Annotated in this window: 9 protein-coding genes; 1 reads left to right on the top strand and 8 read right to left on the bottom strand. The window is 64.8% G+C overall.

The annotated features are described in order from the left end of the window. Window positions 1-13: 13 nt before the first annotated feature. The 8 genes from ACTOWJ_RS05115 to ACTOWJ_RS05080 form a co-directional block, all read right to left on the bottom strand. Window positions 14-565, bottom strand: a complete 552-nt coding sequence (locus tag ACTOWJ_RS05115; protein WP_441333523.1) for a DUF2867 domain-containing protein — start codon at window positions 563-565, stop codon at window positions 14-16. A gap of 224 nt (window positions 566-789) precedes the next feature. After that, on the bottom strand, window positions 790-1,527 hold the full coding sequence (locus ACTOWJ_RS05110; RefSeq protein ID WP_441333522.1) for a hypothetical protein: 738 nt from the start codon (window positions 1,525-1,527) through the stop codon (window positions 790-792). 510 nt (window positions 1,528-2,037) lie between these two features. Beyond that, window positions 2,038-3,024 carry a glucokinase gene (glk, locus tag ACTOWJ_RS05105; protein ID WP_441333521.1) on the bottom strand — a complete coding sequence of 329 codons (987 nt, stop codon included), beginning with the start codon at window positions 3,022-3,024 and terminating at the stop codon, window positions 2,038-2,040. Continuing rightward, the gene (locus ACTOWJ_RS05100; protein ID WP_441333520.1) at window positions 3,024-4,772 is read right to left on the bottom strand and encodes a cellulase family glycosylhydrolase; all 1,749 of its coding nucleotides are present in this window, start codon (window positions 4,770-4,772) and stop codon (window positions 3,024-3,026) included. The genes glk and ACTOWJ_RS05100 overlap by 1 nt, the downstream gene beginning before the upstream one ends. Beyond that, window positions 4,762-6,300 carry a tryptophan halogenase family protein gene (locus tag ACTOWJ_RS05095; protein ID WP_441333519.1) on the bottom strand — a complete coding sequence of 513 codons (1,539 nt, stop codon included), beginning with the start codon at window positions 6,298-6,300 and terminating at the stop codon, window positions 4,762-4,764. Before ACTOWJ_RS05095 ends, ACTOWJ_RS05100 begins: the two co-directional genes overlap by 11 nt. Before the next feature lie 8 nt (window positions 6,301-6,308). Continuing rightward, the gene (locus tag ACTOWJ_RS05090) at window positions 6,309-7,337 is read right to left on the bottom strand and encodes a cupin-like domain-containing protein (protein WP_441333518.1); all 1,029 of its coding nucleotides are present in this window, start codon (window positions 7,335-7,337) and stop codon (window positions 6,309-6,311) included. Then, window positions 7,321-8,064 (bottom strand): SapC family protein, encoded by a 744-nt coding sequence (locus tag ACTOWJ_RS05085; RefSeq protein WP_441333517.1) that lies wholly within the window; start codon window positions 8,062-8,064, stop codon window positions 7,321-7,323. Before ACTOWJ_RS05085 ends, ACTOWJ_RS05090 begins: the two co-directional genes overlap by 17 nt. Before the next feature lie 225 nt (window positions 8,065-8,289). Beyond that, window positions 8,290-11,364 carry a TonB-dependent receptor gene (locus ACTOWJ_RS05080; protein WP_441333516.1) on the bottom strand — a complete coding sequence of 1,025 codons (3,075 nt, stop codon included), beginning with the start codon at window positions 11,362-11,364 and terminating at the stop codon, window positions 8,290-8,292. A gap of 474 nt (window positions 11,365-11,838) precedes the next feature. Between ACTOWJ_RS05080 and ACTOWJ_RS05075 the strand changes: the two genes are divergently transcribed. Next, complete coding sequence (locus ACTOWJ_RS05075; RefSeq protein WP_441333515.1) at window positions 11,839-12,246, top strand: cupin domain-containing protein; 408 nt, start codon at window positions 11,839-11,841, stop codon at window positions 12,244-12,246. Window positions 12,247-12,283: the final 37 nt, after the last annotated feature.

Here is a 12,283-nt window from a genome sequence, read left to right as displayed (position 1 = left end):
GCGGCGCCGCGCATCACTCGCGGCCGGCGGAGCGCTCCGGAGGCCATCCGATCCGCGCGGCATGGCGCAGACTGGAACGCACGATCAGCCGATGAAACGGCGCGATGATGAAGATATAGGTGCGGCCCAGACGGTTATGGCAATGCACCGCAGTCGACACGATCAATCGCCGGGCGCCTGAGTTCGAAGCGGACGGCTGACACAGCACCGAAAGCCTGAAATCCAGGTGTTTGTCGTCCTCGCCCAGAACGATCTCCGACGGCCGCTTTTCGTAGATCCGGAAGATGCCGACGCGCTCGCCGCCGTCCGCGCCGGATGAACGCAGCTTGCCCGCCGTCTTCAAGCCGAAACCGGCGACCAGCGCATCGCGGATCGCCATCAGCGCGGCCATCCACGCCGGGCTTTGCGCGAAGACGAATCTCGCCAGCGTTTCGGGATCGCCGGATGCGCCCGGCGGCAATTCGATCGAATAGGCGTCGTACAGATGCGTCTTGGGATACAACCCGGCCACGCGCGAGTGCGGCGGCGGCGCGACCGCGATGACCGGATAGTTCGAAAGCGACATGGATCGAACTCCCTGACTCTCTCGAGGCCCGGCCCGCGCACCCGCGAGCCATCGCTCGCGCCCAGTATCCTCCAGCGCCGATCGATCCGCCCGCGACATCCGGTCGCAGGCTGGGCGCGACCCGATCGCGCACAACACAGAGTCCGACGCATCGCGCCGGCCCAGACGAAAAGCGGGAAGCCGAAGCTCCCCGCCTTGTCATCGATACGCCTGTCCGACGACGCTCAGGGAACAAACTCCACCGACTCGCTGTCGCCGGCCTGGGCCTTGACGATCTCGGTATAGAACCCGGCAGCTCCGTCGTTATCCAAGAACGCGTTCGGCGCCCACACCATCACGCCCGCATAGCCGCCATCGACGACGCTTTCGGCGATCGACCGCACTTCCGAGGTCGAACTGAACTGCGGAGAGATGCCGAGGAACAAGGCGTTCTTTTTCATGCCGTAACCGACGTACGGCGCCAGATACCCGACCGAGCCGGCATAGGTCATCTCATAACCTTCGGTCAGGTGATCGGCGGCGTTGTTGGGCGAACGGAAGTAGGAAGCGTCGGACCAGAGCGCCTTGGTCAGCGATTTCCCGGCGAAATCCGGATTGGCCTTGATCGTCTTCAGCACGGTGTAGAACGCCTTCGCATTGCCCGAGCACGTGGAGTACTCGTCGTCGACGTTGATGCCGTCCAGGCCGTACTTGACCACCTCGGCCACCATGGCGTTGCCGAGCTTGGTCGCCCCGGCGGTGCTCATATTGCAAGACCAACCGGCATTCTGATGATTGCCCAGGTACGAGATCTGGACCTTGATCCCCTTCGCCTGCAATCCCCTGACGATGTCGATGTTGTCCTTCAGGATCGCGCTCATTTCGGAGTTGTAGTACAGCACCGCCTTGTCGGGCGTGCTGCCGTTGATGTTGGCGGCGAACAGGACCAGGTCGGAGAAGAACGGCTTGTCGGTGCTGTTCACGACAAATCGGCCTACGTCTTCCACGTTCTGCGGCGAGGGGTTATTCAGAAATACGATGTTGCGCGCCGCGGAAACTTCGCCGCTTGCAAGAAAAGCAATTAGACCGATCGAACAAAACGTAAATTTGTAAGACACGGATGAATCTCCTCTTCCATTTGTTGGAAAACAGGTTCGATTTGGCGGACCCGCATGCCTTCATTCGATCGAGGTCCATGCGCATCCTGCCTAGAAACGAACCAAGAGGCGAATCCCCCTACGACGCGCGGCCGTCGATGCATTCGTCGAACTCGTTGCGACGAGATCCCGTCGCTTTTCCACATCGCCCGTGCGAACCAAGGTCGATTCGGCTCGTGATCGAATCGCCACTCTTCGCCGAGCCGAGCGTCCCGATCGATTGGCGATTCGCCGAGGATACGAATGGATCCGCCCCAGGAAACCGCGTGCGCGCATGCGCTGCGTAACTGCTCGACACGCTTCATGCGACAAGCCCGGTGCGGCTTGTCCGACGACTTAGACCCGCGTGGCGTGATCGTAAGTTTCCGCGGCATGCGCGGCGGCGCCCAGCAAACCCGCGCAGGCGTGGACGACGGCCAGCGAAGGCACTTCGGCCATCGCCGACGAGAAACGCCCCTTGGCTTCGAAGGTCTGTCGAAAGCCGCGCGACTGCAGGGCATCGAGCAGTTTCGGCACCACGCCTCCGGCGAGGAAGACGCCGTCCCACGCGCCCAGCGTCAGCACCAGATCGCCGGCCATCGAGCCGAACGCGGCGCAGAACAGATCCACGGCTTTCTGGCAGCGGGCATCGCCGGCGACCGCGCGCGCGTTGATCTGCGCGGGCGACAAAGACTCTGCCGCGACGCCGTCGACCTCGCACACCGATGCGTACAGATTCGCCAGCCCGGGCCCGGACACCAGCCGCTCGCAGGAAACACGGCCGAACCGGCGCATCAGGCATTCCAGGATGCGCATGTCTTCGGGCCGCGACGGAGCGAAACCGGCGTGGCCGCCCTCTGTCTCCAGCGGGAAACAGCGCCCGTTGCGCACCAGCAAGCCGCCGACGCCCAGTCCGGTGCCTGGACCGATCACGGCGTAGGTCTGCGCGACGCGCGTATCGAAACCGGGCCAGCGGGCGGAACCGATCGCGACCACGTCGTCCGCGCGCAGACGCGAGATCGCCATGGCTTGCGCCGCGAAATCGTTGATCAGCGCGACCCGTTGTGTGCCCAGCGCGGTGCCGATCTCGGACGCGCGGATCTGCCAGGGATGATTGGTGATGCGCGCCTCATCCAGGCGAACGCGTCCGGCCACAGCGAACACCGCGGCGTCGGCGCGCTGGTTCAACTCGTCCAGGAAATGCCGCGCCGCATCGGCCGCGGTCGCGAAGTCCGCCGCGGGATACTCGCGCACGCTGTCGCGCATGAGCGCCGCGCCTTGCGCCAACTCCGCCATCGCGAAACGAGCATTGGTGCCTCCGATATCGCTGACCAACACCCTCATCAGCGCTCACCCGCGGAGGCTGGCCGCAAACTCAGGGTCGACAAATCGGGCTCGCCCGATACCGCCTCGATCACCAGACTATTGCGTCCATGTTGCAACGACACCGCTTGCGCTTCATTCACCCGTACCGATGCCAAGATCCCGCCGTTGACCTTCGCCTTCGTCACGCCCGACTTGCCGCGCACGCTGAGCGTGTAAGCACCGCCCGCCTCCACGTCGATCGTGTATTTGAGCCATTCGCCGTCCTGCATCGCGGCCACGCGCAGACCGCCGGCATCGCGGACGATATCCACGCCGTCGTTGCGATAGAACTGCGAGGGATTCCAGCCCGTGCTCGGCTTGCCGCTCTCATTGGATGCGGTTCGATCGAAGTACGCCACGCCGTTGCGGCCCAGATCGAAATCGACCGCCGCCACCTCGCCGCCGCCGCGCGCGATCCGGTTCGGCTTGAACGCGAGACTGCGGTCGTCGCGCGGCGCCCGCAACCAGGCATCGGCCACATCGGGGTGGCGGGCGTTGTTGCGCAGATGGATGTCGTGGCTGGCCAGGGTCAACAGCGCCTCGCGCGCCTGCGCGCGGGTCGGCTTCGGGCCCTTGCCCTCCCAATACGCCAGCACCCGTTCATAGCCCGGGTTGGCGATCACCTGCAGCGGGTTGTTGTAGCGCAGCTTTTTCACCGGCCAGTTGGCCCAGCCGATGCCCTCGCCTTCCATCGTTTCGACGGTGCGGGCGAACCAGTCGTTGGAGTTCTCGCCGGTTTCCCCCAGCCACAGCGGGATGTTCCATCGTTCGCGCAGGGCGAGCTGATCCTTGATGCTGTCGCGCGAGGTGCCGTTCCAGTATTTGTGGAAGCTCACCACCAGGTTGTCGTCCCACGGGCCGGTATCGAGCACGCCGTGGTAGTTGTTGCCCCAGCAGTTGCCTTCGATGATGACGATGTGGCGCTTGTCGACTTCGCGGATCGCCGCCGTCGTGCGTACCAGCAGTTCGCGCAGCGGAGCATTGCCGGTTTCCTTGCAGCCGTTCTTGTCCTGCGCGCTGGCGAAGCCCCAGTTGGGCTCGTTGATGATGTCGTAGCCGCCGACCGCGGGTTCGTCGCGATAGCGCTGCGCCAGCTTGCTCCACAGCGCGACCATCTTGTCGCGGTTGGCGGCGTCGTCCCACAGCGAGGGGGTGGACGGATCGCGATCGGAAATGTTGAGGTCGTTGCCCTGCCCGCCCGGCGCCGCGTGCAGGTCCAGGATCACGTACAGATCGTTGGCCTTGGCCCAGGCGATGAGTTCGTCGGTGCGGCGGAAGCCGTCCTCCAGCCACGTCTGCTGCCCCGGCACCGGTTCCTTCGACACCGGCAAGGTGTAGAGCTCGTAGTGCATCGGCAGACGGACGGAATTGAAGCCCCACGCCGCCAGCACGTCGATGTCGTCCTTGGTGACGTAGTTGTCCAGCCAGGCTTGATAGAACGCCTGGGTGTCCTGCTCGCCGATCAGCTCGACGATGCGCCGACGGATCGTGTGCTGCATGCCGGGACTGCTCAGCCCCAGCATGTAGCCTTCCTGCAGCATCCAGCCGCCCAGGCCCACGCCGCGCAGAATCACCGGGCGGTCCTGCTCGTCGACGATCTGCCGGCCCTTGGCGCGCAGAAAACCTTCGGCGTGAGCCGCCATCGGCGCCAGCATCAACGCCGCGCACAAGCCGGCGGACATCAGCGCGACCCACGGGCCGCGCGCACTGTTTCGATCAAGCAACACGGGTGGACACCTTTTCGCCAGGACCGCTGGGGCAATATTGATCGAGGTACGAGCGATGCGAGGGCAGCGCGCGCACGGTGTTGTCGACATGATTGCGGATGTCGTCGAGGAAGCGCCGCAGGTCGGACTCGCTCATGACGTCGGCGGTCGGATGATGGGTTTTCGGCGTCACGCCCTGCCCCATCATCACCTGGATCCATGAGTTCTCGGCGAACAGCTCGCCGGGAACGTGGAACACGGTACCGGTCTGGCGGAACAGTTCGATGCGGCGGCGCAAGGTATCGGGTAAGGCCATGTTGGCCAGATATTCCCAGTACGGTGAATCGCGACGCTCGGTGGCGTGGTAGTGCAGCACCACGAAATCGCGGACGTGTTGCAGCTCCTCGGCCATCTGCGCGTTGTATTGGTCGGTTCCGGCCTGGCCGATGGTGTGCGGGAAGGATCGCAGCAGATGCGTGATGCCGCGCTGGATCAGATGGATCGTGGTCGACTCCAGCGGTTCGATGAAGCTGCCGGCCAGACCGAGCGCGACGCAGTTGCGATTCCAGCACTGCAGGCGGCGTCCCGGGCGGAAGCGCACCGGCCAGGGATTCTTGAGCACCTCGCCTTCCACGCTGTCCATCAGCGTCTGTTTGGCCTCCTCGTCGCCGACATGGCGGCTGGAGTAGACGATGCCGTTGCCGACGCGGTGCTGCAGCGCGATGCGCCATTGCCAACCCCACGGCTCGGCGATCGCGCGGGTATACGGCACCGGGTCGCGCACCGAGGTGGTCTGAACGGCGATGGCGCTGTCGTTGAGCAGCCAGTGCGACCAGTCCTCGAAACCCACGCCGAGCGTCTTGTCGATCAGCAGCGCGCGGAACCCCGTGCAGTCGATAAACAGGTCGCCCTCGATCACCTCGCCCCGCTCCAGGCGCAACGCAGTGATGTAGCCCGAATCGGGGTCGGTCAGCACTTCGACGATCTTGCCCTCGATGCGCCGGCAGCCGTTGCCCTCGCTCAGCCCGCGCAGGTAGCGCGCGTAAAGACTGGCGTCGAGATGGTAGGCGTAGTTCATCCGGTAGTTCTTCAGGTGCGCGAACTTGTCCTGCAGCGCGGCCTGCAGTTCCACGCAGTAGTCGTCGTAGCTGCCGGCCAGCCCGAGTTCGCGCCCCCTGCGCCAGAAATGCTGAAAGCCGGCGCTCCAGTGATCCTTGCCGGTGCTGCCGAAGGAATGGATGTAGCGGTGTTGCTGCGTGCGCCAGTTCTCGAACGAGATCCCGAGCTTGATCGTGCCCTGGGTCGCGGCCATGAACTCGCGCTCGTCGATGTCCAACAAGCGGTGGAACGTGGACAGGGTCGGAATCGTGGCTTCGCCGACACCGACGGTGCCGATTTCCTCCGATTCGATCAGGCTGATGTCCAGCGTTCCACCGAGGATCTTGGAGATCGCGGCCGCCGCCATCCAGCCCGCGGTGCCGCCACCCGCGATCACCACGCGCTTGACCGGCTTGGCCGCGGTCGAATTCGGGTCGGCATCGTTATGCATGGCGTCTCTCAACGGTTCAGGGCCTGCAGCAGGCGCGCGCGCAGTTCGCGGGCGCGGACTTCGTCTATCGGCGCGAGCATGCCGCGCGCCGCGCGCGGAATATGCGCGGCGGTTTGCGCGTCGGCGTCGAATACGTAATGGCGGAACACCTCGCGCCAGATCTCGCGCTGCTCGGGCGGCAAGTCGCGCACGCTCATGATCGCGAGCATCAACGCGTTCATCGGCGTGTCCATCCACCTCGGCGACTGCCGCCACCAGTAGTTGACCAGCACGTTGAAGGCCTCCAGGGCTTCCATGTGATGCCACCACATGCTCGGGATCAGCACCGCGTCGCCGGGTCCCAGTTCGGCGGTCTGCGCATGACGCAGCGCTTCGGCGAACTTCGGAAAGCGGTCGTGATCGGGCGCCGCCACATCGACCAGGCTCACGGGCTGTCCGGCCGGCGTGCGGTCGAGCGGCCCGATGTACAGGTTCTGCAACTGCTCGGGCGGAAACAGCGTTACGCGACGCCGGCCGGCGACCACGCAGGCGATGTTGTCCGGTACGTCCTGATGCGTGGGGATGCGGGTGCGATTGCCGATCCAGATGCTCGCCAACGGTTGCGGCTCGCCCGATCCCAGCCGGCCGAATCCCAGATCGTTCTGGTCGCGCAGGCCGGGCAGCCAAGTCTCGATCGTGGTCGAGCCGACATAGATCGTGGGCGCCGCCGGATCGGCCAGCTGTTGCAGCAAGGTGTCGAGCACGACCGTCAACGGCGCCTTTTCCTGCCGGAAGTCGAAGCCGAGCATGTCTTGCCGATAGAAGATCCGTCCGCCGGCTTCCGGTGGCGCCACGCTGACCGTCACCGGTAGATCGCTCACGAAACCTTTGAGATAGGCGATCGCTTCCTGCGCCGACGCGCTGCCGGCGCGGGCGATCGGCCAGTGCGCCGCCACGCCGCGCAGAACGTAGGGCCGGGTCGGATGCAGCAGCGCCTCGGGCAAAGCCGCCGCGTCGATGTCCTGGAGTTCCTCGATGGCTTTAGCGATCGGCGGCATGTCGGCGGTTCATCCGTTCGATCAGATCGCGCAGGTGCGTCATCGAAGCCAGCGCCATGTACGCCGCTTCCAGATAACCGGCCCGCGACAGTTCGTGCAGCGCCGCGCCGTCGAGCCGGCGCAGGCGGGATTCGTCGATCGTGTGGAACCCGGACAGGCGATGCTGCGATCGATCGTCGAGTTGGACGTCGAGCGCGAAAGGTTCCAGCAACTCATGGTGCAGCAGCGCGGCGATGAAGGCGGCGTTGTCCCGCAGGCCGTCGTGCAGGGTGCGCAGCACCGACGCCATGCGCTCCAGGAACACGGTGGTGCCGCCGTGCTCGAGGAACAGCGCCTCGCCTTCCTCCCCGCCGCGGATCACCCGCGGGTGATCGAGGTCGACGTGGATCATCGGCTCATCGTCGGCGATGCCGATCAGGAACGGCAGGCGTTCGATCGCCATCGGCAGGTAATGCGCATCCCAGCGCTGCCCGTCCGGATGTTCCTTGTCCAGGAACATATTGTCCAGAAACAGATTCTCGTTTTGCCGCAAGCCCAGCAGCGCCACCGACTGGAAGCCGCCCTCGGCGGTCTTCTGGAACACCACCGGATAGTAAGCCTGCAGCTCGCGGAACTCGCGAAAGAACGTCGGCGCCAGCATCGTGTCGTCGCCGTAGCGAGCGCCGCGGACGGTGACCACGCGCAGGTCGTGGTGGTCGATGTTGTTGAGCAGCACGGCCTGGGACATCGCGGTTTCCAAGATCGGTGCGGGCCATGGGTGGGAATGTCCCATCGGGCCCCGGTTCCGCGGAGGATGTACCCGCAACGCGTCGAGGGGAAGGCCTCGTCCGCTGTCCAGCATCCGGCTCGGCGGGACTGGCCGTGGACGAGGCCCGCCGTCCCCGCCGTCGGCACCGCACAGACCGGCCGAAACCACGGCCGACCTGTGCGCGCCAACGGTAAGGCGCCGCGATCAGAACTTGTAGCGCACGCCGAACATGTAACGCGGCCCGGACTGATCGTAGGAGTACAATTGGCGCTTGTTGCGACCATGCGTGCGCATGGTCTCGTCGGTCACGTTGATGCCTTCCACCGACAACACCAGATTGTCGGTGACCGCATAGCTGACGTTCATGTCCAACTGACCGTAGGCTTCGACGTAGATCGGGTTGGAACCCTTGCCATCGCCGAGCGCAGTCAGGAACTTGTCGCGCCAGTTGTAGGCCGCGCGCGCTTGCCACTGGCCCTTTTCGTAGAACGCGACCAGGTTCGCCGAGTCGCTCAGTCCGGTCATCGCGAACTGCGTGCCGAGGCGGCCGTTGTCGTAGGTCAGACCCGAATCGACCATGGTGTAGTTCGCCGACAGGCCGAAGCCCGATTCGCCGAACACATGCTGGACGTTGAACTCCCAACCGTCGAGCGTATCGGCGCGATTGTTGACCGGCTCGGTGATGTTGAAGCTGAGCACCGGATCGCCGGCCAAGCCACTGATCGTGCCGGTGGGCGAACCATTGGCATTGGTGCCGGTCCTGACCACGCCGGGCTGGCCGTTGAAGGTATTGAGGATGTAACTGCGGATGCAGGGCCGGTCGGTGGCCGCGCAGCCGCCCGCGCCGATCGCCGCGTTCCAATAGTTGCCGCCCGACGGCGTGTGCAGATCCGGGTACGGGCTCTGCCGGCTGACTTGGTTGGCGATGAAGTTGTCGATCTTCTTGCGGAAGTAGCCGACCGACAGATAGCTCGATTCGCCGTAGTACCACTCGTAGGACAGATCGAAGTTTTTCGATTCCAACGGCTTGAGCGCCGGATTGCCCGCGCCGCCGCCGCCGCCGTCGAAGCGCGCCTGGCCGCCGACGCTCAGCGCCGGATTGAGGTTGCTCCAATTCGGCCGGCCGATGGACTCGCCGTAGCTGGCGCGCAGCTTCATGTTGTCGGTCAGGTCGACCGACACATCCAGACTCGGCAGCCAGTACTTGTAGTCGCCGTCGAGCTCGCGGAACTGCGAACCGGAGTAGCGGATGATGAACTCGTTCTCCGAAACCCAGTCGATGCCGACCGGCGCCGGCTGCAGCGCCGAGGCCTTGACCTTGGTGCGCTCGTAACGCACGCCCGCGGCGACGTTGACCGGTAACTTCCAGTCGAAGGTATTGCTCCACTGCACGTAGAAGCTCTTCGACTCCTCGCGCACGCGGCTGTCGCCGACAGTGCGGTTGGCGGTGCTGCCGGGAACCGGGGCGCCGCTGTAATCGAAGTTCGCACGGTAGTCTTCGCGCGATCCCTTGCCGGCCTTCACCCAAGCGTCTTCAGCCAACTGACGGACTTGATCGAAATCGAACATGAAGAACGAATCGGTGAAGCGCGGATCGCGGCTGCCGCTGACGCCGTTGAAGAAGTCGCCCATGTGGGCGAGCTGCCACACCGAATCGGGGTAGTCGTTGACGCTGGTGGCGCCGCCCCAGGTGTCGAGCTGGACATTGGTGAACGCCGAGCGGTTTTCGTAGTCGGTGGTGGCGACGCCGAAATTCAACTTCGAGTAGCCCTCGAACTGGAACTCGCCGTTGGCCTGGAACTGTTCGATCTCGGCGTGGTGGCGATCGTTGCGGAATATCGAACCGGTGATCAGCTGCTGCGCCGGATCGATCGCGCTCTGTCCGTTCGGCAGGAGCAGGGTCAGGACCGGGAAGTCGCGGCTGAAGTCGATGATGTTGCCGGCGCGGTAGAAGCCGGCGCTGGCCAGGGTGTTGCTCGAACCGTAGGGGCTGTCCGGCAAGGATTCCGCGGTCGAGCGGTGGTAGTCGAGGTTCAAATTGAACTTGTCGGTCACCTGCCAGTCGACGTTGAGACCGACCGACTTGTTCTCGCGCTTGACCGCCGACTTGCCGGTGCCGTTGGCGAAGTCGGAATTGTTCGGGTAACGCTCGTCGTAGAGCAGCGTCGATGAACCCGATCCCGGCGTCCACGAACTCTGACGCGGAGTGAAGTTCAACCACACCGACATATCGTTACGCATCGACTCGATCTTGTTTTGCGAGTAGGTGTAATCGAGCGTGGCGGTGAGGTTGTCGACGGGCCTCCACTGGAAGGTGAGCTGGCTGTTGAGCCGCTCGCGCTTCACCGAGTTGACGCTGTAGCCCAGGCTCTGCGGCATCGAATAAACGTCGTTCGGGCCGGGGCGATTGGTGATGTTCTCCGAACCCGGCGCGCCCGGCTTCGGCAACGCCGAGCCCGAGCCTTCGCCGCTGGCGAGCGGCGTATCGATGAACGGACGCCAGCCGTTGCCCGAGGCCACGAACGCCGAGGCCGAGCCGGACTCGCGCTTGAGATAGTTCGCGCTCAGCGACACGCCGAAACGGCCGTCGGCGGTGGTGGTGCTGAAGATGCCGGACGCGTCCGGAGTGACCGAACTGCCCTTCAGCGAGCCCGGCAGATCGTCGTCGGAGCCGTCCCAGATGCCCTTGATGCCGGCATTGGCGTGCGTTCCCGGATTATCGAGCGGACGCGCGGTCTTGATGTTGATGGTGGCGCCGATGCCGCCTGCGGGCGTGGCGGCGCGGCTGGTCTTGTAGACCTCGACCGCGGAAATGGATTCGGCGGCCAGGTCGCTGAATTCGAAAGCGCGGCCGCCGCCGGTCGCGGTCGGCATCTGCCGGCCGTTGAGCAAGACCAGGTTGAAATCGGGGCCGACGCCGCGCACGGTGACGCGCGAGCCTTCGCCGCTGTTGCGGTCGATCGACACGCCGCTGATGCGCTGCAGCGCCTCGGCCAGATTGGTGTCGGGGAACTTGCCGATGTCCTCGGCGGCGATGCCGTCGACGACGCCCTGCGCATCGCGCTTGAGGTTCATCGACGAGGTCAGGCTTCCCTTGATGCCGGTGACGACAACGGTGTCGAGCGTCCTCGCCTCGCCCGCGGCGCCGGGTCGGCGCTCCTGGTCGGCGGCGGTGTCCGGAGCCGGTGTGGTGCTCTGTGCGCACACCGGCTGGGCAAGCGCCAACAGCAGTGCGGACGTCAACAGGGTGTGCCGTGGGGCAACACGCGTTTGCTTCATCGAAACTCCTCCCCAGGATCTCACGATGGTTATGCAGGCACGTCCTGCCACGCCCCTCAGGGGTTGCGGGGCGATTTGACACGCGGATGACAGCGCTGTCAATAAACCCGGACGGACGCTGTAACAGATTCGACAGAAAGCGCTTTCTCCGCCGTTTTGTTTGTCGCAGCGCAGCATGGCAGCAGCGCGGACGGCTCCCGATTCATCATTGCGAGCGGCGATCCACGACGAACTCGCGAGCATGCATCGGCCCGCCGATTCGCGCAGTGCGAAGCGGCCGCGCGATGACCGCAGTCGCGTTTCTAAAGCGGACGAACGCGGCGTCGCGCCCGCCCCACCCGACTCTCGACAACCTTGGGCGGGGCTACATTGAGATACAAATCGACAGTCGCCCGACACAGTGGCGATACAGCCCGGCTCCCTAATGGACTCATCGCCGGCGTGTCCGGCCTACTCGAAAGTTCGGAGCCAGTCATGAAGAGCTATCTGCCTATCGCATTCGCCGGAGCGGCGCTGATCGGCCTGTCGGTGTTCGCTTCCTCCGGCTCCGCGCAGCCGCCGTCGGGCATCACCCGCACCGATCTGCAGCGGCACGATCTGAGCGTGCCCGGTCGCGAAGCCGTGCAGGTACGCGTCGATTTCGCCCCTGGCGTCGTGGCTCCCAATCATCATCACCCCGGTGAGGAGATCGTCTATGCGATCGACGGCTTGTTGGAATATCGCATCGAGGGCAGAGCGCCGGTCACGCTGAAGCCGGGCGAAGTCTTGTTCATCCCGGCCGGGACGAACCACGAGGTGAAGAACGTCGGACGCGAGAGAGCCGCCGAGCTTGCGACCTATATCGTCGAGAAAGGCAAGCCGCTGGTCGTGCTGAGCAAGTGAATCGCCTGCGTCCGCGGCCGAATCGGCCTGAAGGCGA

Origin of the sequence: Lysobacter sp. CA199 (assembly GCF_052078715.1) — a bacterium.
GTDB lineage: Bacteria > Pseudomonadota > Gammaproteobacteria > Xanthomonadales > Xanthomonadaceae > Lysobacter.
Note: the sequence above shows the minus strand (reverse complement) of the source record. Positions and strands in the feature narration are given on the sequence as shown.